18 protein-coding genes and 2 riboswitches are annotated in these 23,138 nt (G+C 69.5%); of the genes, 11 read left to right on the top strand and 7 right to left on the bottom strand.

Translation table 11 applies throughout. The features are described from left to right. Positions 1-202: 202 nt before the first annotated feature. A complete protein-coding gene (locus tag QZM72_RS25545; RefSeq protein ID WP_301739534.1) occupies positions 203-2,290 on the bottom strand; it encodes a UvrD-helicase domain-containing protein in 2,088 nt (695 codons plus the stop codon). A gap of 311 nt (positions 2,291-2,601) precedes the next feature. Between QZM72_RS25545 and QZM72_RS25550 the strand changes: the two genes are divergently transcribed. The 8 genes from QZM72_RS25550 (at position 2,602) to QZM72_RS25585 (ending at position 12,987) form a co-directional block, all read left to right on the top strand. Next, positions 2,602-3,309 carry an SGNH/GDSL hydrolase family protein gene (locus QZM72_RS25550; protein ID WP_301739535.1) on the top strand — a complete coding sequence of 236 codons (708 nt, stop codon included), beginning with the start codon at positions 2,602-2,604 and terminating at the stop codon, positions 3,307-3,309. 285 nt (positions 3,310-3,594) lie between these two features. After that, a complete protein-coding gene (locus tag QZM72_RS25555) occupies positions 3,595-4,647 on the top strand; it encodes an oxidoreductase (protein ID WP_089466351.1) in 1,053 nt (350 codons plus the stop codon). A 202-nt stretch (positions 4,648-4,849) separates the two neighbouring features. Further along, positions 4,850-5,215: a hypothetical protein gene (locus QZM72_RS25560; protein WP_301739536.1), complete on the top strand. Its 366-nt coding sequence runs from the start codon at positions 4,850-4,852 to the stop codon at positions 5,213-5,215. 113 nt (positions 5,216-5,328) lie between these two features. Further along, positions 5,329-5,432, top strand: a riboswitch (glycine riboswitch). A gap of 11 nt (positions 5,433-5,443) precedes the next feature. Further along, positions 5,444-5,577, top strand: a riboswitch (glycine riboswitch). Between the two features lie 83 nt (positions 5,578-5,660). After that, the gene (gcvT, locus tag QZM72_RS25565; protein ID WP_301739537.1) at positions 5,661-6,779 is read left to right on the top strand and encodes a glycine cleavage system aminomethyltransferase GcvT; all 1,119 of its coding nucleotides are present in this window, start codon (positions 5,661-5,663) and stop codon (positions 6,777-6,779) included. A gap of 124 nt (positions 6,780-6,903) precedes the next feature. After that, a complete protein-coding gene (gene gcvH, locus QZM72_RS25570) occupies positions 6,904-7,284 on the top strand; it encodes a glycine cleavage system protein GcvH (protein ID WP_089466348.1) in 381 nt (126 codons plus the stop codon). Between the two features lie 60 nt (positions 7,285-7,344). Further along, positions 7,345-10,272 carry an aminomethyl-transferring glycine dehydrogenase gene (gcvP, locus tag QZM72_RS25575; protein WP_301739538.1) on the top strand — a complete coding sequence of 976 codons (2,928 nt, stop codon included), beginning with the start codon at positions 7,345-7,347 and terminating at the stop codon, positions 10,270-10,272. A gap of 165 nt (positions 10,273-10,437) precedes the next feature. Then, positions 10,438-11,568: an alginate lyase family protein gene (locus tag QZM72_RS25580; RefSeq protein WP_301739594.1), complete on the top strand. Its 1,131-nt coding sequence runs from the start codon at positions 10,438-10,440 to the stop codon at positions 11,566-11,568. Between the two features lie 30 nt (positions 11,569-11,598). Next, positions 11,599-12,987, top strand: coding sequence for an L-serine ammonia-lyase (locus QZM72_RS25585; protein WP_089466346.1), 1,389 nt, complete (start codon positions 11,599-11,601; stop codon positions 12,985-12,987). A 67-nt stretch (positions 12,988-13,054) separates the two neighbouring features. Here the strand turns inward: QZM72_RS25585 and QZM72_RS25590 are convergent, their stop codons facing one another. Further along, complete coding sequence (locus QZM72_RS25590; RefSeq protein ID WP_301739539.1) at positions 13,055-13,456, bottom strand: type II toxin-antitoxin system VapC family toxin; 402 nt, start codon at positions 13,454-13,456, stop codon at positions 13,055-13,057. Continuing rightward, a complete protein-coding gene (gene vapB, locus QZM72_RS25595) occupies positions 13,456-13,692 on the bottom strand; it encodes a type II toxin-antitoxin system VapB family antitoxin (protein ID WP_012327630.1) in 237 nt (78 codons plus the stop codon). Before vapB ends, QZM72_RS25590 begins: the two co-directional genes overlap by 1 nt. Positions 13,693-14,028: 336 nt before the next feature. Between vapB and QZM72_RS25600 the strand changes: the two genes are divergently transcribed. Further along, complete coding sequence (locus QZM72_RS25600; RefSeq protein ID WP_301739540.1) at positions 14,029-15,732, top strand: thiamine pyrophosphate-binding protein; 1,704 nt, start codon at positions 14,029-14,031, stop codon at positions 15,730-15,732. Beyond that, a complete protein-coding gene (locus QZM72_RS25605; protein WP_301739541.1) occupies positions 15,729-16,826 on the top strand; it encodes an ADP-heptose--LPS heptosyltransferase in 1,098 nt (365 codons plus the stop codon). The genes QZM72_RS25600 and QZM72_RS25605 overlap by 4 nt, the downstream gene beginning before the upstream one ends. Positions 16,827-17,012: 186 nt before the next feature. Here the strand turns inward: QZM72_RS25605 and QZM72_RS25610 are convergent, their stop codons facing one another. The 3 genes from QZM72_RS25610 to QZM72_RS25620 form a co-directional block, all read right to left on the bottom strand. Beyond that, on the bottom strand, positions 17,013-18,029 hold the full coding sequence (locus tag QZM72_RS25610) for a helix-turn-helix domain-containing protein (RefSeq protein WP_301739542.1): 1,017 nt from the start codon (positions 18,027-18,029) through the stop codon (positions 17,013-17,015). 206 nt (positions 18,030-18,235) lie between these two features. After that, entirely contained in the window at positions 18,236-18,784 is a 549-nt protein-coding gene (locus QZM72_RS25615; RefSeq protein ID WP_301739543.1) for a hypothetical protein, read from the bottom strand. Between the two features lie 183 nt (positions 18,785-18,967). After that, positions 18,968-20,494, bottom strand: coding sequence for an aldehyde dehydrogenase family protein (locus QZM72_RS25620; protein WP_089466340.1), 1,527 nt, complete (start codon positions 20,492-20,494; stop codon positions 18,968-18,970). 331 nt (positions 20,495-20,825) lie between these two features. Between QZM72_RS25620 and QZM72_RS25625 the strand changes: the two genes are divergently transcribed. Further along, on the top strand, positions 20,826-21,254 hold the full coding sequence (locus tag QZM72_RS25625; RefSeq protein WP_089466445.1) for a pyridoxamine 5'-phosphate oxidase family protein: 429 nt from the start codon (positions 20,826-20,828) through the stop codon (positions 21,252-21,254). Positions 21,255-21,396: 142 nt separating this feature from the next. Here the strand turns inward: QZM72_RS25625 and QZM72_RS25630 are convergent, their stop codons facing one another. After that, positions 21,397-23,010: an MFS transporter gene (locus QZM72_RS25630; protein WP_301739544.1), complete on the bottom strand. Its 1,614-nt coding sequence runs from the start codon at positions 23,008-23,010 to the stop codon at positions 21,397-21,399. Between the last annotated feature and the right edge of the window lie 128 nt (positions 23,011-23,138).

Genomic DNA, 23,138 nt, shown 5'->3' on the forward strand with positions numbered 1-23,138 from the left:
TCCTGTTCTTCAGCGAGAAAATTCAGGGTGTCATCAAGCATGGCGACGCAGGTTAACAGCCTCCATCACCGTTTACAACACCCAAAACAAAAATGCCGTTCAGTTCTTAACTGAACGGCATTACCGCGACGCACGCGCATCGCGGGGGTTTCGTTTTGGTGCCGCCGGTTCGTCGCGCGATCGTGCTTGCGGCGGCGCCCCGTCACTTCTGCAACAACGCCTTCAGGCTCGCGAGCCGATCCTTCGGCGACATCGGCGCTTCTTCCGGCGTCGGCGGCGGCGCTTCGTCGAGCCCCATCTCCGGGATGAAGCGCGACGGTTCGCACACGACCGTCTCGCGCGCCCGCTTGCGCTTCTTGCACCAGTTCAGGTGCAGGCTGCGCTGCGCGCGGGTGATCGCGACGTACATCAGCCGGCGCTCCTCCTCGATTCGCTCGTTGTCGATCGGGCCGTCGTCCTCGCTGCCGCCGCGGTGCGGCATGATGCCTTCCTCGACGCCGACCAGGAACACGTGCGGATACTCGAGCCCCTTCGACGCATGGACGGTCGACAGCCGCACGGCGTCCGGATCCTCGTCCTTGCCCTCGAGCATCGACATCAGCGCGACGGTCTGGATCAAGCCGAGCAGGTTCTTGCCCGTGTCGGCGAGGCCGTCCGCGTTGTGGAAACCCTCGGCCTCGCCGTCGACAGCTTCCGTCTCGGGCTTGGTCCCCTTGCGCTTCAGCCATTCGAGGAATTCGAGCACGTTCTGCCACTTCGACTGCGCCTGCCGCTCGTCGAACGCGTCGTACAGGTACGCCTCGTAGTGGATCGCCTCCATCATGTCGTCGAGCACGACGGTCGCGGGCTCCTTGTCCGCGCGCTCGGTCAGGCGCTGGATGAAGTCGCAGAACATCCGCAGCGGCTCGACCTGGCGCGCCGACAGCCGCGCCTCGATGCCGCCCATGTACACGGCCTCGAACAGCGATACCTTCGCCTGCCCCGCGAACGAGCCGAGCGCCTCGAGCGTCGTGTTGCCGATGCCGCGGCGCGGCGTGGTGACCGCGCGGATGAACGCGGGATCGTCGTCGGCGTTCGCGATCAGCCGCAGGTACGCGCACAGATCCTTGATCTCGGCCTTGTCGAAGAACGACTGGCCGCCCGACAGCACGTACGGGATCCGCTCGCGCCGCAGCACCTGCTCGAAGATGCGCGCCTGGAAGTTGCCGCGATACAGGATCGCGTAGTCGCGAAACTGCGCGCGCCGCTCGAACTTGTGCGCGGACAGCCGGAACACGACCGATTCGGCCTCGTGCTCCTCGTCGTTGCACGCCGTGACGGTGATCGAGTCGCCCATCCCGTGCTCGGACCACAGCTTCTTCTCGAACAGCTTCGGGTTGTTCGCGATCACGTTGTTCGCGGCGGTCAGGATCCGCACCGTCGACCGGTAGTTCTGCTCGAGCTTGATCACGTGCAGCTTCGGGAAATCCTTGCCGAGCTGCGCGAGGTTCTCGAGCGTCGCGCCGCGCCAGCCGTAGATCGCCTGGTCGTCGTCGCCGACCGCCGTGAATGCGGCGCGCGGGCCCGCGAGCTGCTTCAGCAACTCGTACTGGCACGCGTTGGTGTCCTGGTATTCGTCGATCAGCAGGTAGCGCAGCTTGTTCTGCCAGCGGTCGCGCACCGGCTCGTTCTTCGCGAACAGCTCGGCCGGCAGGCGGATCAGGTCATCGAAGTCGACCGCCTGGTACGCGTGCAGCGTCGCCACGTAGTTGCGGTAGACCAGCGCGGCCTGGTGCTCGTCCTCGTTGGCCGCGATCGCCATCGCCTCGTCGGGCATGATCAGGCCGTTCTTCCACAGCGAGATGATGCTCTGGATCTTGCGGATCAGCCCCTTGTCGGTCGTGCCGAGCTGCTCCTGGATCATCCCGAAGCAGTCGTCCGAATCCATGATCGAGAACTGCGGCTTCAGCCCGACGTGCTCGGCCTCCTGGCGCAGGATCTGCACACCGAGCGAGTGGAACGTGCAGACGGTGAGCTGGTTGACCGGCACCTTGCGGCCTTCCTTGCCGGGCGTGGTGAGCGTCTTGCCTTCCAGCAGCTTCGACACGCGCTCGCGCATTTCGGCGGCCGCCTTGTTCGTGAACGTGACGGCGGCGATATGGCGCGGCTCGAAGCCTTTCGCTTCGATCAGGTGCGCGATCTTCTGCGTGATCACGCGAGTCTTGCCGCTGCCCGCGCCGGCGAGCACGAGACAGGGACCGTCGAGATAGCGCACCGCTTCATTCTGAGCGGAATTCAGGCCTGCGGACATGATGGCGGATGGTGTTGCTGGTTGACGGCGGAACGCCGGGAGGATGCCGTGCGCGACAGGCTGGCGAAGCAGGCGGACACGCGGGCAGGACGCGCATGTTAACACGTCGGCGGCGCGTATTTCGGGCGCGCCGCCTGACGGGCGCGGGCAGGCTTGCCGGGCGGGCGCCGCCTGTTCGTTCGGCGTGGTCGCGCCTGTCCGTTCGGCCAATCTGGCCCCGTCGGCGCCGCGATCGGACACAATACGCACTCCCCCGGCACCACCCGCGCCGGCCCGCTTCAACTCGCCTGAATCGTCACCGGATCGACCTCATGGGATACCCGTTCGCCACTGCCGTCCTCGGCCCGCTGCTGTTCGCGCAGGGACGCTACGTGCGCCGCGTCACGCCGCGGCTACCCGAGGCGGCCGGCCCACGCGAAGGCGTGGCCGGCGACGGCCCGCCGCTGCGCGTGCTGGTGGTCGGCGATTCGGCCGCCGCGGGCGTCGGCGTCGCGACACAAGACGACGCGCTCAGCGGGCAACTGGCGAACGCGCTGGCGGCCACGCACCGCGTGCGCTGGAAACTGCTCGCACGCACCGGCCTGACCACGCGGGAGCTGGTCGACTGGCTCGCCGCCGAGCCGGCCGAGCCGTTCGACGTGGCGGTCACGTCGCTCGGCGTCAACGACGTGACGGGCGGCGTGCCGCCCGCACGCTGGCTCGCGCAGCAGGCCGAGCTGGTGCGGCTGCTCGCCGCGCGTTTCCAGGTGGGGCACGCGATCCTGTCGGCGGTGCCGCCGATGGAGCGCTTCCCGGCGCTGCCGCAGCCGCTCGCGTGGTATCTCGGCCTGCGCGCGAAGCGGCTCAACGCGGCGCTCGCCGGCTGGGCCGGCACGCAGCCGGACTGCGCGTTCCTGCGGGTCGACCTGCCGCTCGAGCGTCATCTGATGGCCGCCGACGGCTTCCATCCCGGCGCAGCCGCGTGCGCGGCATGGGCCGCGCAGGTGGCGGCGGCCGTGCGGCAGCGGGTGGGCGCATGATGCGGCACGCTCTCCGGCGGCAGGTTGGCCGCCACGGCTCGTCGCACGACGCGCAGCGCCGAAAGCCGCGAACAGAGCCGCGAGCCCCGAGCCGAAAGCCAGCCGGTCGGGCGCCCAGCGTCCGATCCCGCGCAAATGCCGGCACTCCTTGCGCAGCCGCCGCATCACTTCGCGCATTTTGCCCGACGCGTCTGTGCAGGCAGCGGCGCCATGCCAAAATAGCCGGTCGTCTTCGCGCCGCTCCGGCGCGCCATCCTTTAGTTTCCTTCGCAGCCAGGAATTGCCATGTCGTCATTGCTCAGGATTGGTTTGATGGGTTTCGGTTTCGCCGGCGCGACGTTCCACGCGCCCGTGATCGCCACGAGCGGCCGCACTGAAGTCGCCGCGATCGCGACGGGTCAGTCCGATCGCGCGCACGCCGCGTATCCGGGCGCGCGCATCGTCCCCGATCTCGACACGCTGCTCGGCCTCGACGATATCGAATGCGTGGTGATCGCCACGCCGAACGACACGCACTTCACGCTCGCGCGCCAGGTGCTCGAAGCGGGCCGCCACGTGGTCGTCGACAAGCCGGTCACGCTCACCGCCGACGAGGCGCTCGCGCTCGCGCGGCTCGCGAACGCGCGCAGCCGGCTGTTCGCGCCGTTCCACAACCGTCGCTGGGACGGCGATTTCCTCACCGTGCGCCGCGTCGTCGAATCGGGCGAGTTGGGCCGCCTCACCTACTTCGCGTCGCACTTCGACCGCTTCCGGCCGACGCCGCGCACGCGCTGGCGCGAGGAACCGGCCCGCGGCGGCGGCCTGCTGCTCGACCTCGGCCCGCACCTGATCGACCAGGCGCTTGCGCTGTTCGGCACGCCGGAAACGGTGAGCGCCACCGTCAAGACGCGCCGCGACAACGGCACGGCGCCCGACTTCGTGCACCTGCTGCTCGGCTATCCGGACAAGGACGTCGCGCTGCATGCAAGCGCGCTATCGGCGATCGAGCCCGCGCGCTTCACGCTGCACGGCACGCGCGGCAGCTACCAGAAGTTCGGGCTCGACACGCAGGAAGACCAGCTCAAGGCCGGCCTCACCGCGGACGACGTCGAATTCGGCGGCGGCAATCCGCCCGGCCTGCTGCGCGTGCTCGACGGCGACGTCGAGGTCGAGCGTCCCGTGCCGACGCTCGACGGCCAGTACGCGGAGTTCTACCGCGCGCTCGCCGCGTCGATCCGCGACGGCGCGCCGTTCCCGGTCACCCCGCAGGACGCGGTCGACGTGATGACGATCATCGAGCTCGCCGCGCAGAGCGAACACGACGGCCGCCGGGTGCCGTTCGTGCGCCGTATCGTCTGACGGCAGCCGGCCGGTCCGCGCAGACCCGGCCGCCATCCCGCGCCACGCGCCGGGCGGCGGCACCGCGGCCGCCGCCCCGCCGGCCCGCCGGCCCGGCCCCCAACATTCCGTTACAAATAGTGCGGGAACGAAAGTCAGCGGTCGCCCGGTCTGACGCGTTTCTCAAAAAGTCGATTCGACACTTATCCGTCAGGAGAATGTGATGCAACGGTTGATTCGCGCAGCGGCATGCTGCGTCCTGGTTTCCTCGCTCGCGGCCTGTATCGTGCAGCCGCAGCGGCCGGCCCGGCAGACGCCTCCACCGCCGCGACCGAATCCCCAGGTCGTCGCGAACGACCGCCTGCAGGAGGTCCAGGGCCGGATCGACAACCTGCATCGCCGGATCGACGCGCGCGTGAACGGCGGCTACTACCCGCCGCCGTATGGCGCCCAGTTGCACCACCGCCTCGACGTGATCCGCCGGGAAGCGAACGACATGTCGGCCCAGCACAACGGCGGCCTGTCCGGCGACGAGCAGCGGGTGCTGAACCAGGAGCTCGACACGGCCGCACGCGCGATCGGCGAGTAACGCGCCGGCGCCTGCCGGCGCGGATGAAGCGGCGGCGCCGGCTGCCGCCGCTTGTCGCGAAGCGACATTCTTTTGCTCAAATTGACAATGCCCACCCGCTCGCGTACAGTCGCCCGCACGCGTCGGGAGAGCGTGTGACCGGGTCGTTGCGACACCGGTTGCGCCGCCGAAGGGGCACACCCGCAAACTCTCAGGCAAAAGGACCGACCGCGTCGGGGAGCACCACGCTCCCCGCACTCTGGAGAGCGGCAGTAGCCCGCAGCGCCTTGGCTGCGCGGGCAAGCTGCCCACCGAAGGGGCGCGCGTTCGCCGGGCTTTGCCCGCAGCGCAATCTCTCAGGTATCGAGGACAGAGGGGCATGTACCGGATCGCTCGAGGCCATCGGCCGCGGCGGTCGGCACATGGCCGTTCTGATCCGCGCGCAAGCGCCTTGCCTGAGGCCTCGATGACTGCACTGAATCACACCCCGCTCAACGCCGCGCACCGCGCGCTCAATGCCCGCATGGTCGACTTCGGCGGCTGGGACATGCCCGTCAACTACGGCTCGCAGATCGAAGAACACGCAGCCGTGCGCACCGACGCCGGCATGTTCGACGTGTCGCACATGTGCGTCGTCGATTTCACCGGCAGCCGCGTGCGCGCGTTCTTCGAACATGCGATCGCGAACCACGTCGGCAAGCTCAAGACGCCCGGCAAGGCGCTCTACTCGTGCCTGCTCAACCCGCAGGGCGGCGTCATCGACGATCTGATCGTCTACTACTTCACCGAGGAATTCTTCCGCGTGGTCGTCAACGCCGGCACCGCCGAGAAAGACATCGCGTGGTTCAATCAGCTGAACGAGCAAGGCGGTTACGGCCTGACGATCGCGCCGCGCCGCGATTTCGCGATCGTCGCCGTGCAGGGCCCGAACGCCCGCGAAAAGGTCTGGGCGACGGTGCCCGCCGCGCGCGCCGCCACCAGCGAGCTCAAGCCGTTCAACGCCGCGCAGGTCGCCGGCACGCCGTTCGGCGATCTCACCGTCGCACGCACCGGCTACACCGGCGAAGACGGCTTCGAAGTGATCGTCCCGGCCGTGCACGTCGAAGCGCTGTGGCATGCCCTCCAGCAAAACGGCGTGCGGCCGTGCGGGCTCGGCGCGCGCGACACGCTGCGCCTCGAGGCCGGCATGAACCTGTACGGCCAGGACATGGACGACACCGTCTCCCCGCTCGACGCGGGCCTCGCGTGGACGGTCGACCTCACCGCGCCGCGCGACTTCGTCGGCCGCGCCGCGCTGGAAGCCAACGGCACGCGCGCCGCGTTCGTCGGCCTGATCCTGCAAAAGGAAAACGGCAAGGCGGGCGGCGTGCTGCGCGCGCACCAGAAGGTCGTCACGCCGCACGGCGAAGGCGAGATCACGAGCGGCACGTTCTCGCCGTCGATGCAGGAATCGATCGCATTCGCACGCGTGCCGACGGCCGTCCAGATCGGCGACACCGTCCAGGTGCAAATTCGTGACAAGAATCTTCCCGCGCGCGTGGTAAAACTGCCGTTCGTGCGCAACGGCAAGGTCCTCGCTGCGTAACGACCGGGAGGCGGCCGGCGCCGCTTCCCGGCCTGCCGGGAGATGGCGCCCGGCGCAACCCCATCCGGCGCACCATGGCGGCGCGCCAGCAAAACGAACACACCCTTTTATCCAGGAGCATCCGATGAGCAACGTCCCGGCCGATCTGAAATACACCGACGAACACGAGTGGATCCGCACCGAGGCGGACGGCACGCTGACGGTCGGCATCACCGATCACGCGCAGAGCACGCTCGGCGACATCGTCTTCCTCGAACTGCCCGAAGTCGGCAAGTCGGTGAACGCGGGCGACGCCGTCGGCGTCGTCGAATCGGTGAAGGCCGCATCCGACATCTACTCGCCGGTGTCCGGCGAGATCGTCGCCATCAACGAAGCCGCCACCGACTCGCCGGAAGACGTGAACGGCGACGCATACGGCGTGTGGCTCTTCAAGATCAAGCTCGCGGCCGGCGCATCGACCGACAAGCTGATCGACGCCGACGCCTACAGCAAGCTGATCGACTAATTTCCCTACCCGAACCGCGCGCGGCCGGGCAGCCGGCCCGCGCGGGACCAGAGTCACGCCATGAAGCTCGAACACCCGGACCGCCTGATGAACCGCACGCCCCTCTCGCTCGCCGCGCTCGAAACGCACGACGCGTTCGCCGAACGCCACATCGGCCCCGACGCCGCCAGCCAGCGGGCCATGCTCGACACGCTCGGCTTCGCGTCGCGCGCCGCGCTGATCGACGCCGTGATCCCGGCCTCGATCCGCCGCGCCGAAACGCTGCCGCTCGGCCCGTTCGCGCAGCCAAAGAGCGAGGCCGAAGCGCTCGCCGCGCTGCGTGCGCTCGCGGACAAGAACCAGGTGTTCCGCTCGTATATCGGCCAGGGCTATCACGACACGCACACGCCGGCCGTGATCCTGCGCAACGTGCTCGAAAACCCGGCGTGGTACACGGCCTACACGCCGTACCAGCCCGAAATTTCCCAGGGCCGCCTCGAGGCGCTCCTGAACTTCCAGCAGATGGTCGCCGACCTCACGGGCCTCGCGATCTCGAACGCATCGCTGCTCGACGAAGCCACCGCCGCGGCCGAAGCGATGACGCTGCTGCAGCGCACCGGCAAGCCGAAGTCGAACGTGTTCTACGTCGCCGACGACGTGCTGCCGCAAACCCTCGAAGTGATCCGCACGCGCGCGCTGCCGATCGGCATCGACGTGAAGACGGGCCCGGCCGCCGAAGCAGCTCAAGCGAACGCGTTCGGCGTGCTGCTGCAGTACCCGGGCGTGAACGGCGACGTGCGCGACTACCGCGCGCTCACCGACGCGATCCACGCGGCCGGCGGCCACGTGGTCGTCGCGGCCGACCTGCTCGCGCTGACCGTGCTGACGCCGCCCGGCGAATGGGGCGCGGACGTCGCGATCGGTAACACGCAGCGCTTCGGCGTGCCGATGGGCTTCGGCGGCCCGCACGCCGCCTACATGGCCGTGCGCGACGAATTCAAGCGCCAGATGCCGGGCCGCCTCGTCGGCGTGACGGTCGACGCGCAGGGCAAGCCCGCGCTGCGCCTCGCGCTGCAGACGCGCGAACAGCACATCCGCCGCGAGAAGGCGACGTCGAACGTGTGTACCGCGCAGGCGCTGCTCGCGATCATGGCCAGCATGTACGCGGTCTACCACGGCCCGCACGGCCTGAAGACGATCGCGCTGCGCGTGAACCGCATCGCGGCGCTGCTCGCGGCCGGCGTGAAACAGCTCGGCTTCGCGACCGTCAACGACACGTTCTTCGACACGCTGACGATCGACACCGGCGCGCGCACCGCGCAGGTCCACGAATTCGCGAAGGCGAAGCGCATCAACCTGCGCCGCGTGAGCGACACGCAAGTCGGCGTATCGGTCGACGAAACGACGACGCGCGACGACCTCGCCGATCTCCTCGACGTGTTCGCGCAGGCCGCGGGCGGCACCGCGCCGGCCGTCGACGCGCTGGACTCGGGCCTCGGCGGCGTCGCCGCGCTGCCGGCCGGCCTCGAGCGCACGAGCGCGTACCTGACGCACCACGTGTTCAACCGCCACCATTCCGAAACCGAAATGCTGCGCTACCTGCGCAGCCTGTCGGACAAGGATCTCGCGCTCGACCGCTCGATGATCCCGCTCGGCTCGTGCACGATGAAGCTGAACGCGACGTCGGAAATGCTGCCGGTCACGTGGCCTGAATTCGGCGGCATCCACCCGTTCGCGCCGGCCGAGCAGACCGTCGGCTACCGCGAGATGATCGACCAGCTCGAACAGATGCTCGTCGCGGCCACCGGCTACGCGGCCGTGTCGCTGCAGCCGAACGCGGGCTCGCAGGGCGAGTATGCGGGCCTGCTGATCATCCACGCGTACCACGCATCGCGCGGCGAAGGCCATCGCGACGTGTGCCTGATCCCGGCATCCGCGCACGGCACGAACCCGGCGTCCGCGCACATGGCCGGCATGAAGGTCGTGGTCGTCGCGTGCGACGCGCAGGGCAACGTCGACATCGCCGACCTGAAGGCGAAGGCCGAGCAGCATTCGGCGAACCTCGCGGCGATCATGATCACGTATCCGTCGACGCACGGCGTGTTCGAGCAGAACGTCCGCGAGATCTGCGAGATCGTCCACGCGCACGGCGGCCAGGTGTACGTCGACGGCGCGAACATGAACGCGATGGTCGGCCTGACCGCGCCGGGCCAGTTCGGCGGCGACGTGTCGCACCTGAACCTGCACAAGACCTTCTGCATCCCGCACGGCGGCGGCGGCCCGGGCGTCGGCCCGGTCGCGGTCGGCGCGCACCTCGCGAAATTCCTGCCGAACCAGCGTTCGACCGGCTACGCCCGTGCGGAAGACGGCATCGGCGCGGTGTCGGCCGCGCCGTACGGCTCGGCGTCGATCCTGCCGATCTCGTGGATGTACATCGCGATGATGGGCGCGAAGAACCTGACCGCCGCGACCGAAACCGCGATCCTCAACGCGAACTACATCGCGAAGCGCCTCGCGCCGCACTACCCGGTGCTGTATTCGGGCCCGGGCGGACTGGTCGCGCACGAGTGCATTCTCGACCTGCGTCCGATCAAGGAAACGAGCGGCATCAGCGTCGACGACGTCGCGAAGCGCCTGATGGACTACGGCTTCCACGCGCCGACGATGAGCTTCCCGGTGCCGGGCACGCTGATGGTCGAGCCGACCGAGTCGGAATCGCAGGAAGAACTCGACCGCTTCATCGCCGCGATGATCGCGATCCGCGAGGAAATCCGCGCGGTCGAGGAAGGCCGCGCCGATCGCGAGGACAACCCGCTGCGTCACGCGCCGCACACGGCGGCCGTCGTCACCGCGAACGAATGGCCGCACGCGTATTCGCGCGAGCAGGCCGCGTACCCGGTCGCGTCGCTCGGCACGAACAAGTACTGGCCGCCGGTCGGCCGCGCGGACAACGCGTACGGCGACCGCAACCTGTTCTGCTCGTGCGTGCCGATGTCGGACTACGCATAACGCGCGCGTCGCACCGGAGCATCCGACCGTGATCCACCGCACGCAGCCACCGGTTGCGTGCGGTTTTTACGTTCGCCGCCCGGCCAACCGTTTCACGCTCGCCCGCCAATCCGGCTAACATCACACGCGATCCAGCCAATGAAGGAGTTCCGCATGGTGCGTCCGATGTTTCCGGGCCATGGTGCAACGGCGCGGCGGCCGCGCCCGCGCGCAGGCCGCTACGTGCCGATGCTCGTCGCATCGCTGTCGCTGGCCGCCGCCGGCCTCGGCCTGTCCGGCAGTGCGCGCGCGGCGATGAATTTCTGCGCGGCGCCGGCGCTGCAGTCGAGCGAGACGACGCACGCCGAGCCGGGTGTGCAGGCGCTGATCCGCAGCGTCGACGCGCGCATCGGCGAGCAGCCGAAGGCAATGGCGCGCGTGCACACCGAGGGCACGCTGCCGCATGAAGGCATCTACGACCAGAGCGAAGCCGCGCTCAAGGACATGGAGCTGATGCGCGATGCGGCGCTCGCGTGGCGCGTGACGAACGCGCCGCGCTACCTTCAGCTCGTCGACCGCTTCCTGTCCGCGTGGGTCTCCATCTACCAGCCGAGCTTCAACCCGATCGACGAGACGCGCTTCGAGAGCCTGATCGTCGCGTACGACATGACCGCGAGCGCGCTGCCGGTGAAGACGCGCAACGCGACGGCCGCGTTCATCGCGAAGCTCGGCGCCGGCTACGTCGCACGGGTCGACGCGCAGAAGCGCCCGCTCACCGGCACGTGGCGCAACAACTGGCAGAGCCACCGGATCAAGCTGATCGCGCTGTCCGCGTTCACGCTCGGCGACCGCAAGATGATGAACGCCGCGCAACGGCTGTTCGTCGAGCATCTCGCCGACAACATCGGGCCGGACGGCAAGACCTGGGATTTCGAGGAACGCGACGCGCTGCATTACGCGGTCTACGATCTGCAGCCGCTCGTGACGGCCGCGCTCGCCGCGCGCCGCTTCAACCGCAACTGGCTGCGCGAGCGTGGCGCGAACGGCGCGACGCTCGAGGCCGCGCTCGACTGGCTCGTGCCGTATGCGCTCGGCGAGAAAACCCACGAGGAATTCGTGAATTCGCCGGTGCCGTTCGACGCGAAGCGCCGCGAGGCCGGCTTGCCGGGCTACACGGGGCAGTGGGACCCGAAAAACGCCACCGAACTCTTTCATCTGGCCGCGCGGCTCGACGGGCGCTATGCCCGCGTCGCGCAGCAGCTTTCCCCAACGCCGCCCGCCTGGCTCGCCGCGTGCCTGCCATTGCAGGCGCGCTAGCACCATTCTTATAACAAGGCAGGTATCGAAATGGCAGTCAGCGTGTTTGACCTCTTCAAGATCGGCATCGGTCCGTCCAGTTCGCACACGGTCGGACCGATGCGCGCGGCGCTGATGTTCGTCCAGGGCCTCGAGCGCGACGGGCTGCTCGATGCGACGGCCCACGTGAAGGTCGAGCTGTACGGGTCGCTCGGCGCCACCGGCAAGGGCCACGGCACCGACCGCGGCGTGATGCTCGGCCTGCTCGGCGACGCGCCCGACACCGTCGATCCCGACACGATCGACGCGCGGCTGGAAGCCATCCGCAAGACGAAGCAACTCGCGCTGCTCGGCACGCATCCGGTGCCGTTCGTACTGAAGGAGAACATCGCGTTCTACCGCCAGGCGCTGCCCGAACATCCGAACGGGATGAAGCTGCGCGCGAGCGACGCGAACGGCGCGGTGCTGGTCGAGCGCACCTATCTGTCGGTCGGCGGCGGCTTCGTCGTGACGGCCGGCGCGCCGAACACCAAGGTGCTGAGCGCGGCCGAGCAGATGACGCACCCGTTTCGCACCGGCGCGGAGCTGCTCGCGCTGACCGCGTCGACCGGCAAGTCGATCGCGCAGCTGATGTGGGAAAACGAGCGCGCGTGGCATACCGACGAGGAAACGCGCGACGGGCTGCTGAAGATCTGGGCCGTGATGCAGTCGTGCGTGTCGCGCGGCTGCGGGATCGGCAATCCCGACGCCGACGGCAACCTGCCCGGCCCGTTCCAGGTCAAGCGCCGCGCGCCGCAGCTGTACCGCACGCTGACGGGCAGCCCTGAGCGCGCGCTGCAGGATCCGCTGTCGATGATCGACTGGATCAACCTGTACGCGATCGCGGTCAACGAGGAAAACGCGGCCGGCGGCCGCGTCGTCACCGCGCCGACCAACGGCGCGGCCGGCATCATCCCGGCCGTGCTGCACTACTACACGCGCTTCACGCCGGGCGCGAACGAACAGGGCGTGATCGACTTCCTGCTGACGGCCGCCGCGATCGGCATCCTGTACAAGCTCAACGCGTCGATCTCGGGCGCGGAAGTGGGCTGCCAGGGCGAAGTGGGGGTGGCCTGCTCGATGGCGGCCGGCGCGCTCGCGGCCGTGCTCGGCGGCACGCCGCAGCAGGTCGAGAACGCGGCCGAGATCGGGATGGAACATAACCTCGGCCTGACCTGCGACCCGGTGGGCGGGATGGTGCAGATCCCGTGCATCGAGCGCAACGCGATGGCGTCGGTGAAGGCCGTCAACGCGGCGCGCATGGCGCTGCGCGGCGACGGCTCGCACTACGTGTCGCTCGACTCCGTAATCAAGACGATGCGCGAGACGGGCGCCGACATGAAGACCAAGTACAAGGAAACGTCGCGCGGCGGGCTGGCGGTGAATATCGTCGAGTGCTGATGCGGAAGCCGGCGGTGGCGCGGGGCCGCCCGATACCCTGCTTTGCCGCCGGACCTGGCGCCCGACGCTAGTCGTTCAGCCAGTTCTCCAGTCGCACCCCCGGATAGCTGACGAAATCCCGCTCGTTGTTGGTCACCAGGACGACATCGAGCGACACCGCATGCGCGGCGATCAGTTTGTCGAGGTGATCCTTCTTCCGCTCGCGGGTGGCCTCCCGGACCGGACCATACGCTTGGGCTGCCGCGACGTCGAAAGGCGCGACGGGGATATCCTCGATCAACGCAGCGAGATGGCTGCGCTCCCGGGCAGGCCTCGCGCATGCGGTCACGCCGTATTCGAGCTCAGCATAGGTGATCGCCGATATGACGACGTCGCCCGTGTAGCACTGCGCAAACCGTCTCGCGACCTGCTCCGGCTGATTTTTCATCAGATAGATGCACATGTTGGTGTCGAGCATGAAGCGCGGCATCACAAACCCTCGCGTTCGGCCTGCTCGTGGTCGCCACGCCCTTCTGTCATGAAATCAGGCCCGAATTTCGCGAACTTCTCCAGTACCTGGGTCAAAGGCCGCCGCATCGGCCGAATGCGGATTTCGTCACCGACGCGTTCGATTTCCAGTTCGATATCGCTGCGCTCATAGGCAAGGTCCGCAGGAATACGCACAGCCTGCGAGTTGCCGTTCCGAAATACCCTCGTGGTATGCATGTCGATCTCCGACCGGATGTACATTGTATGTACATTATCCGATGCGGGCCGAGATGTAAATCCATGTGTGTACATAAGCCTCCATGGCATTCCGCTCGACGCGTCAGCATCAACGCTACCGCTGAACGCCGACATGCGATTCAGCGTCCGGCTGAACATCCGTAGCGCTCACTTTCCCCTGTCGCACTAGCGTGCACAAGCTGGCCGTTCAGCCAATCGAAGCCGACGCGCCCTCGCCGCCCCCTCAGCGTTCCGACACTTTTCAGCGGCCGGCGTACCGGCGCCCGGCCAACCGGCGTAAGCTGTACGTCCCGCTACCCAGGGAGACGGCAGCCCATGTCGCATTCCAAGGATCTCGAGCCGCGCGCCACCACCGGTGCGCGACTGCTCGTCGATGCGTTGCTCGCCAATCACGTCGAACGCGTGTTCTGCGTGCCGGGCGAGAGCTTCCTCGCCGTGCTCGATGCGCTCGCGGACGACACCGCCCGCATCCAGACGGTCGTCTGCCGCCACGAGGCGGCCGCCGCGAACATGGCCGAAGCGGTCGGCAAGTTGACCGGCCGCCCCGGCATCGCGTTCGTCACGCGCGGGCCCGGCGCGACCCATGCGTCGATCGGCGTGCACACCGCGTTCCAGGATTCGACGCCGATGATCCTGTTCGTCGGCCAGTGCGCACGCGAACACCTCGACCGCGAAGCGTTCCAGGAAATCGACTACCGCCGGATGTTCGGCCAGATGGCCAAATGGGTCGCGCAGATCGACGACCCGCGCCGCATCCCCGAATACCTGAGCCATGCGTTCCACGTCGCGACGTCCGGCCGGCCCGGCCCGGTCGTGCTCGCGTTACCGGAGGACGTGCTGTCCGACGCGTGCGCGCCGCAGCCCGTCGTGCCGGCCGCGAAACGCATCGCGGCCGCGCCGTCGGCCGCGCAGCTCGACGAAGTGCGCGAGCGGCTCGCGCGCGCGGAGCGGCCGTTCGCGATCGTCGGCGGCAGCGGCTGGACGCCGGATGCCTGCGCGAACCTGCGCACCTTCGTCGAACGCTGGCAATTGCCGGTCGCGTGCGCGTTCCGCTTCCAGGACACGATCGACAACGCGCACCCGAACTACGCGGGCGACGTCGGGCTCGGGATCAATCCGGCGCTCGCGAAACGCATCCGCGACGCCGACCTGCTGCTCGTGATCGGGCCGCGCCTCGGCGAAGCGACGACCGGCGGCTACACGCTGCTCGACATCCCGAAAACGCGCCAGACGCTGATCCATGTGCATCAGGGCGCGGACGAGCTCGGCCGCGTGTATGCCGCCGACCTGCCGATCGTGTCGGGCATGCCCGAGATCGCCGCGCCGCTGGCCACACTCGACCCGCCCGAGCGGCCCGCATGGGCCGGCTCGGCCGCCGACGCGCACCGCGCGTACCGCGAATGGCATGCGCCGCTGCCGATGCCCGGCGACGTGCAGCTCGGCGACGTGATGGTGCAGTTGCGCGAGCGCCTGCCGCACGACGCGATCCTGACCAACGGCGCGGGCAACTATGCGATCTGGCTGCATCGCCACTTCGCGTACCGGCACTTCCGTTCGCAACTCGCGCCGACGAGCGGCGCGATGGGCTACGGGCTGCCGGCCGCGCTCGCCGCGAAGTCGCTGTACCCGAAGCGCGCCGTCGTCGCGCTCGCCGGCGACGGCTGCTTCATGATGGCCGGCAACGAGCTCGCGACCGCGATGCAATACGGGCTGAACATCGTCGCGATCGTCGTCAACAACGGCCATTTCGGCACGATCCGCATGCATCAGGAGCGCAACTATCCGGGCCGCGTGCACGGCACCGGGCTCACGAATCCGGATTTCGCCGCGTATGCGCGTGCGTTCGGCGCGCATGGCGAGACGGTCGAGCGCACCGCCGATTTCGCGCTCGCGCTCGAACGCGCGCTGACCTGCGGGCGGCCCGCGGTGATCGAGATCCGCATCCCGCAGGACGCCAGCACGCCCGCCGCGACGCTCGAACAGATCCGCGAGCAGGGCCGCCGCGCGCGCGGCGCATGACGACGGTGGACATGCGCGCCGCGCTGCCCGTCGCCGCACTGTCGCACGACGACGCGCTGGCCTGCCCCGGCACGCTGCTCGCGCCCGACGGCACGCTCGTCGCGCCGTACGACCTCGAATACGGCGACGTGCGCGCCGAAGGCTACGCGGCGGCCGCGCCGGCGCTTGGCCTGCTGCACGCCGCGCACCGGCCGTTCCGGCTCGATTACGACGATGCGCGGCACGTGCACGTGATCAACGGGATGGGCGTCACGCTCGGCGATTCGGTGATCGGGCTGACGGCCGTCGCCGCGCTGCGTGCGGCCCATGCGCACCTGCGCTTCACGCTGTACCGGCCGGCGCGCGCGCCGCGCTATGTCGATGCGCTGTATGCGCTCGCGGCCGACGTCGTCGCGCCGTCGCGCGCATTGCCGTGCCCCGCCGAAGCGCTGCCTGCCGGCGCGCACTGCATCGACGTCGGCAATCACCTGTACTGGCCCGCGTTCGCGCGGCTGCCGATGATCGATTTCTTCCTCGATGCGCTCGGCGTCGATCCGGCCGCCGTGCCGGCTGCCGCGAAGCGCAACCGCTGGCTCGCGCGACTATCGCTGCCCGCGCTGCCGGCCGAGTGGCAGCGGCCGTACGTGCTGTTCTGCCCGACTGCGAGCACCGCGGTGCGCAGCGTGCCGCCCGCGCTGCGCGTCGCCTTCGTGGAACAGCTCGCGCGGCGGTACGGGCTGCCGGTGGTGGGATTCGGCCCGCTCGCGCATCCCGCTTACGTGGATGTGAGCGGCGACGCGACCGACACCGCGCGCTTCATCGCGTGGGTCAAGGGCGCGAGCCTGCTGTTCGCGCCGGACACGGCCGCCGTGCATCTCGCCGACGGTTTCGACGTGCCGACGCTCGCGTGCTTCACGACGATCGGGCCGGCGCTGCGCGTGCGCGACTATCCGCATTGCGTGCCGGTCACGCTCGACGTGCCGGCCGAATTGCACGGGCTGCATCGCAGCGAGCGGCCGGAGGATCTGGCGGCGGTCGAAGCCGCGTACCGCGTGGTCGACTGGGATGCACTGGCGTGGCCCGCACCGCGCGACGGGGCAGCGCCGGCCAACTGAGCGAAGCGGCGTGAGGCGAGCGCGACGATCGAACCGGCTGCAGCATGCGCACCGGCACCGGCGCCGCTTCGGCTGCCCGCCTTATCCCGTCGGATTCGCACCGGCCACTCGGGCGAAGCCGGCACGGCGGCAAGCGGAACGGTCGAACCGCCAGCGCCGCGCCGGCCGCCTGGCTCGCCGCGCCCCTCACGCGCGATCGCGCAGCGTCTCCGACGGCCGCTTGCCGAACAGGCGCCGGTAATCGGTCGCGAACTGGCTCAGATGCCAGAAGCCCCACGCCTCCGCGACGTCCTGAACCGAGCCGGCCGCGCGCCCGCACAGGTCGCGCCGCGCGCCGTTCAGCCGCAGCGTGCGCAGGTAGGTCGCGGGCGCCATCCCGAGCACGTCCTGGAAGCAGTACTGCAGCGTGCGCCGGCTCACGTGCAACTGTTCGCACAGCTCGGGCACGCCGACCGGCCGCGTGCGGTGCGCGAGCACGTAATCGCGCGCCTGGTCGACGATCCAGCGGCGCGTCGACGGCGCGGCGCCGCTGCCATCGTCCGCCGGTTGCGCGCACGCATCGAACAGCGCGGCCAGCACTTCGGCCTGCAGGTCGTCACGCTGCGCATCGGGCAGCGGGCCGGCCATCGCCACCGCGCCGTCGAGCCGGCGGCCAAGCAGCGCGCACAGGCGTGCGAGCCGGGCGTCGCCGACCTGCATCACGCGCTGCGTGAACAGCCGCTCGTCGAGCGCGCGCCGTTCGACTTCCTCCGCATAGCGGCGCAGCACGTCGCCGCGCACGACGACGCCGTAGATCGAGAACTGCGCGGGCGTCACGAGTTCGAATTCGACGTTGCCGGGCCGGAACGCGAGCGCGCCGGGGCCGATCCGGCATGCATCGACGCGCGCCGAGCCGTCGCACACGAGCGGGATGCCGAACCAGTACGCGTCGCCGCGCACTTCGCACGCCTGGCGCAGCAGGTGGCTGGTCGATTCGCGAAACAGCTTCATCGTGTCGAGCGGCAGCTCGGTCAGCGTGCCGACGAAGCGGCCGGCCGCGAGCTGGTCGTAGGTTTGCCGCCAGCCGATCAGGTTGCGCGCCTGCTCGTCCGCATCGTGCGCGACGCTGACGACGGCCTGCCCGGCGAACGCGTCGTCGCCCAGCGCGCTGCGCCGCGTGTCCTCGGCGGTCGGTTCTTCCGTATACGCCACGTGTTGATTCATCGTGTCCTCCCCTCACCTGCGCGGAACCCTGCGTATCACGCAAGTCCCGTGCCGAACCGCACGGCCGGGCGCGCAACCCGCCATTGCACGCCGTCCGGCCGATGCACGCCATGCGGGCGCACCCGAAGGCGGCATGCCGCGCACGCGGCCGGTGCGATCCGCGCGGCGACCGCGCATGCGCGCCGCCGCGCGTGCCCGGAGGCCGGCTACCGGCCCGGCTTCAGCCGCACGACCCGCGTGCCGCAATTGCCGTAGGCCTGCACGATCGCCAGTTCGACGATCGCGCTGCCCGCCGCCCACGGCGCCGCGTCCGCTTCGGGCAGATCGGCGCGCAGCGTGGCGCGACCGTTGATCCGGTAGCGCAGGCCGCGCACGAAATCGACGAACAGCAATCCGACGCCCCGGCCGTCGCAGGCGGCCGCGTCGATCCGGCCGCCGTCGCCGTCATGCGCGGCCGGCAACGCGAACCGCAGCGTCTTCGTATCGATCACGCGCACCACCGGCAGCAGATCGCCATTCGCGTCGCGCCGGCTCCGCACGATGTCGCAGATCATCGATGCGCCGGCGCCGGAGGCCATGCCGACGAACATGAACGGTTGCGATTCGACGAACTGCCGCACGCCGACGCTCAATCGGGTGGTCACGACGTCGCTCATCCGCTCGGCTTCGTCGGCGACGCCGAAGCGGTGTTGCGCGTCGAGTTCGCCCGGGTGGAAGACCGGGTGACGCGGAAAGGATCGGGGCAGGTCTGCCATGCTGGGCCGGGGGTCGTCGCACACATTGGCGCGCCGTGCCGCCACGCGTGCGCGGCGGCCGGCAGCGTTGCCGGCGCCGGCTGCGCAACAAAGCGCGTCCGGCGCCGGCTGTCGAACAGGAAAATCGAACCGCGCGACGTGCCGGGCCCGACCGGCCCCGACACGTCGCCACGGCTTCGGCGATCAGAAGAACCCGAGCGCCTCGGCCTGGTAGCTGACCAGCAGGCATTTCGTCTGCTGATAGTTCGACAGCGCCATCTTGTGCGTCTCGCGGCCGATGCCCGACTGCTTATAGCCGCCGAACGCCGCATGCGCGGGGTACAGGTGGTAGCAGTTGGTCCACACGCGGCCGGCCTCGACCTCGCGGCCCATCCGGTACGCGCGCGTGCCGTTGCGCGTCCACACGCCCGCGCCGAGCCCGTAGAACGTGTCGTTCGCGAGTTCGATCGCTTCCTGCTCGTCCTTGAACGTCATCACCGACGCGACCGGCCCGAAGATCTCTTCCTGGAACACGCGCATCTTGTTGTTGCCGAGCAGCATCGTCGGCTTCACGTAGTAGCCCGTGCCGAGATCGGCGGCCGGCGCCGTACGCTCGCCGCCCGTCAGGCATTGCGCGCCTTCGCCGCGGCCGATGTCGATGTACGACAGGATCTTGTCGAGTTGCTGCTGCGACGCCTGCGCGCCGATCATCGTCTGCAGGTCGAGCGGGTGGCCGGACTTGATGCGCTCGACGCGCGCGACGGCCTTCTCGATGAAGCGTTCGTAGATCGATTCCTGAATCAGGATCCGCGACGGGCACGTGCACACTTCACCCTGGTTCAGCGCGAACATCGCGAGGCCTTCGAGCGCCTTGTCGAGGAACGCGTCGTCCTGGTCGAGCACGTCGGCGAAGAAGATGTTCGGGCTCTTGCCGCCCAGTTCGACCGTCGACGGGATCAGGCTTTCGGCGGCGGCGCGCAGCACGTGCTTGCCGACCGGCGTCGAGCCCGTGAACGCGATCTTCGCGATCCGCTTGCTGGTCGCGAGCGCTTCGCCCGCCTCCTTGCCGAAGCCGTTCACGATGTTGATCGTGCCGGCCGGGAACAGGTCGCCGATCAGCTCCATCAGCACGAGCACCGACGCGGGCGTCTGCTCGGCCGGCTTCATCACCACGCAGCAGCCGGCCGCGAGCGCCGGCGCGAGCTTCCACGCGGCCATCAGCAGCGGGAAGTTCCACGGGATGATCTGGCCGACCACGCCGAGCGGCTCGTGGAAGTGGTACGCGACGGTGTTGTCGTCGATCTCGGAGATGCCGCCTTCCTGCGCGCGGATGCAGCCCGCGAAGTAGCGGAAGTGGTCGATCGCGAGCGGCAGGTCGGCCGCCATCGTCTCGCGCAGCGGCTTGCCGTTGTCGATCGTCTCGGCCACGGCCAGCAGCTTCAGGTTCTTTTCCATCCGGTCGGCGGCGGCGAGCAGCAGGTTCGCGCGCTCGGCAACCGACGTCTTGCCCCACTTGCGGCGCGCGGCGTGCGCGGCGTCGAGCGCCAGCTCGATATCGTCGGCGCCCGAGCGCGGGATGCGGCAGAACGGCTGGCCGTTGATCGGCGACACGTTCTCGAAATACTCGCCCTTCACCGGCGCCACCCACTTGCCGCCGATGTAGTTGTCGTATTGCTGACGGTACGGGTATTCGACGTCGAGGCCCAGTTGTTTCAGGTCAAACGGGTTCATACATGTCTCCTGTTCATCGTGCTTGTGTGAGTAGAGCGCCGGTTGGAATGCGCTGGTCCCGTTCATGCAACATGCGTGCCAAACGGAACGGGCGGCAACGGGCGCACGTCGATCGCGGCCGGCACGGGTTCGCACCGTGCGGTGTTCATGCCCGCAACACGACCGGTGTACCGATTCTGAACACCGCGATTGCGCAGCGAGGGGGGCGGTGTTCGGAATTTCCACAGTGCGCGGCGATGCGCTGCCCGCGCACGCGCGCCGTGCCGTGTGGCATGTCGCTTGCGTGCCCGTTGCGGATCCACACGCCACGGCGCACGCGCCGACCGACACCATGACCGATCGCGGCCCGCTGACCGACGACGCCATCGCCTTCATCCGCGAGCAGGTTTTCCTGATCGTCGCGACCGCCGATGCGGCCGGCAACGCCGACTGTTCGTACCGCGGCCGCCAGCCGCGCGCCGACGGCTCGTTCACGCCGCTCGTCGATATCCCGGACCGCCGCACGCTGGTGCTGCCCGACTTCGCGGGCAACAACCTGCTCAACACGATCGGCAACCTGCTCGTGAATCCGGCCATCGCGCTGCTGTTCGTCGATTTCGTGCGGCAGACGACCTGGCTCGTGCAGGGCCGCGCGACGCTCGACGAGGATGCGCAAGCGCGCGCGCACCTGTGGCCGGATGCGTTGCGCTATCTGGTGATCGAGGTGGAATGCGCCGAGGCGCGCGCGGATGCGGGGCTGCCGCCGCTCGTGCTGGCGTGACGCGCGGCGGGTGAGGCTTTAATGAACGGACGACGCTGGCGCGGCGGCTGCGTAGTCCGGAAAGCCGATGTGCCGATGTGCCGATGTCCCGATGTGCCGATGTGCCGGGATGCCGAAGCACCGATGCTCGGCAGCGCAACGCTCAACGCCCGTGCGTCTCCGCACACGCCGGTTCGCTCCTGCTGCGCGTCGACGCTTCGGCCCGCGCGTGACCGTCCGCCTCGTCGCCCGTGTCGTCGACAACCGGCCGCCCGCCGAGAAACCCGAACACCACCACCGCGCACAGCACCGTGACGACGGCCAGCGCGGTCAGCAGCCGGTCGAACGCGTGCGCGTAGCTCGCGATCAACGCCGCACGGCCGACACCCGGCAACGCGGCAGCCGCGCCCGCGAGATCGCCGGTCGCGAGCCGCGCGGCGGCCCGCAGCGTCGCGTCCGGCGTGCCGGCAGCCCCCGCCGCGTGCGCGAGCCCCGTTTGCGCGAGCGCGGCCAGCACCGCGCCGACGATCGCCAGCGCGATCCCCTCGCCGGCCACGCGCGTCGTGCTGAAAATGCCCGTGGCCATCCCCGCGCGCTCCTTCGGCACGACGCTCACCGACAGCCCGTCCATCAGCCCCCACGGCATGCCGGCGCCGACGCCGATCGCGAGCATCGGCGCGATCGCCGCCGGCCCCGCGCCGCCGCGCAGCGCGATGCCGAGCCACACGAGCCCCGCCGCCGCGACCAGCAGCCCGAGCCCGGAAATCACGCCGGCCGACAGCCAGCGCGTGAGCGTCGCGGCGACGAGCGGCACGACCAGCATCGGCGCGGAGATCGCGAGCATCAGCCAGCCGGCGTCGATCTCGCTGAAGCCGTCGATGCCGATGAAGCGCAGCGGCAGCACGACGAGCAGCACGATGTAGCAGCAGCAGGTCGACACCGGCAGCACCTGCACGCCGACGAAGCGCGCGATGCGGAACAGCGACAGGTCGAGCATCGGCCGCGCGACGCGCGTCTCGATCGTCACGAACGCGCACGCGCCGAGCGCCGCGCCGGCCAGCAGCGCGATCACGAGCGGGCTCGACCAGCCACGCGCGGGCGCCTCGATCACGCCGAACGTGAACAGCGTCAGCGCGGCCGTGAACGCGATCGTGCCGGGCCAGTCGAGCCCCGTCGCGTGCGGATCGCGCGATTCGTGCATGCGCGGCAGCCCGAACGCGAGCGACAGCACGCCGGCCACCGCGCTCGTCACGAAGATCGCGCGCCAGCCGTAATGCCCGATCAGCCCGCCGGCGAGCACGGGCCCGAATGCGAGCCCGATCCCGAACGTCGTGCCGAGCAGGCTGAATGCACGCGTGCGCGCCGCGCCGTCGAATTCCTGCGCGAGCGCGGCCGTGCCGCCGGCGAGCGCCGCGGCCGCCGCGAGCCCTTGCGCGGCGCGCAGCAGGTCGACCGCGAGGATCGACGGCGCGAACGCGAGCGCGACCGACATCAGCGTGAAGCCGCCGACGCCGATCGCGAACAGGCGCTTGCGGCCGAACTGGTCGGCCAGCGCGCCCGACGCCATCAGGAAGCTGCCGAACGCGAGCATGAATGCGTTGGTGATCCAGTTCATCGCGACCGGGCTGCCGTGCAGGTCGCGGCCGATCGCCGGCGTCGCGACCGCGCCGCCCGAAAACGACAGCGGCAGCGCGACCGCGGCCATGCAGACGGCGGCCAGCACCCAGGCGCGCCGGCGCGCCGCGTGGGCCGAAACGGCTGAAACAGGGTGATCCATCATCGCTCCTCGAAAAAGCCGGCGCGGATGCGCCCTCAGCGCGACAGAAGATAAATCGGATTCAATTCGCGAAAAACCACGCGAAGCTCCGCATATAACGGACTAGAATTCCGCAATCACGCCAACTA

This window comes from Burkholderia sp. AU45388, from assembly GCF_030481585.1.
Lineage (GTDB): Bacteria > Pseudomonadota > Gammaproteobacteria > Burkholderiales > Burkholderiaceae > Burkholderia > Burkholderia sola.

What these genes read in the sequence shown, in the direction of transcription:
- QZM72_RS25545 (WP_301739534.1), bottom strand. Translation starts at nt 2,290, where the DNA reads ATGTCCGCAGGCCTGAATTCCGCTCAGAATGAAGCGGTGCGCTATCTC.
- QZM72_RS25550 (WP_301739535.1), top strand. Translation starts at nt 2,602, where the DNA reads ATGGGATACCCGTTCGCCACTGCCGTCCTCGGCCCGCTGCTGTTCGCG.
- QZM72_RS25555 (WP_089466351.1), top strand. Translation starts at nt 3,595, where the DNA reads ATGTCGTCATTGCTCAGGATTGGTTTGATGGGTTTCGGTTTCGCCGGC.
- QZM72_RS25560 (WP_301739536.1), top strand. Translation starts at nt 4,850, where the DNA reads ATGCAACGGTTGATTCGCGCAGCGGCATGCTGCGTCCTGGTTTCCTCG.
- gcvT (WP_301739537.1), top strand. Translation starts at nt 5,661, where the DNA reads ATGACTGCACTGAATCACACCCCGCTCAACGCCGCGCACCGCGCGCTC.
- gcvH (WP_089466348.1), top strand. Translation starts at nt 6,904, where the DNA reads ATGAGCAACGTCCCGGCCGATCTGAAATACACCGACGAACACGAGTGG.
- gcvP (WP_301739538.1), top strand. Translation starts at nt 7,345, where the DNA reads ATGAAGCTCGAACACCCGGACCGCCTGATGAACCGCACGCCCCTCTCG.
- QZM72_RS25580 (WP_301739594.1), top strand. Translation starts at nt 10,438, where the DNA reads ATGTTTCCGGGCCATGGTGCAACGGCGCGGCGGCCGCGCCCGCGCGCA.
- QZM72_RS25585 (WP_089466346.1), top strand. Translation starts at nt 11,599, where the DNA reads ATGGCAGTCAGCGTGTTTGACCTCTTCAAGATCGGCATCGGTCCGTCC.
- QZM72_RS25590 (WP_301739539.1), bottom strand. Translation starts at nt 13,456, where the DNA reads ATGCCGCGCTTCATGCTCGACACCAACATGTGCATCTATCTGATGAAA.
- vapB (WP_012327630.1), bottom strand. Translation starts at nt 13,692, where the DNA reads ATGCATACCACGAGGGTATTTCGGAACGGCAACTCGCAGGCTGTGCGT.
- QZM72_RS25600 (WP_301739540.1), top strand. Translation starts at nt 14,029, where the DNA reads ATGTCGCATTCCAAGGATCTCGAGCCGCGCGCCACCACCGGTGCGCGA.
- QZM72_RS25605 (WP_301739541.1), top strand. Translation starts at nt 15,729, where the DNA reads ATGACGACGGTGGACATGCGCGCCGCGCTGCCCGTCGCCGCACTGTCG.
- QZM72_RS25610 (WP_301739542.1), bottom strand. Translation starts at nt 18,029, where the DNA reads ATGAATCAACACGTGGCGTATACGGAAGAACCGACCGCCGAGGACACG.
- QZM72_RS25615 (WP_301739543.1), bottom strand. Translation starts at nt 18,784, where the DNA reads ATGGCAGACCTGCCCCGATCCTTTCCGCGTCACCCGGTCTTCCACCCG.
- QZM72_RS25620 (WP_089466340.1), bottom strand. Translation starts at nt 20,494, where the DNA reads ATGAACCCGTTTGACCTGAAACAACTGGGCCTCGACGTCGAATACCCG.
- QZM72_RS25625 (WP_089466445.1), top strand. Translation starts at nt 20,826, where the DNA reads ATGACCGATCGCGGCCCGCTGACCGACGACGCCATCGCCTTCATCCGC.
- QZM72_RS25630 (WP_301739544.1), bottom strand. Translation starts at nt 23,010, where the DNA reads ATGGATCACCCTGTTTCAGCCGTTTCGGCCCACGCGGCGCGCCGGCGC.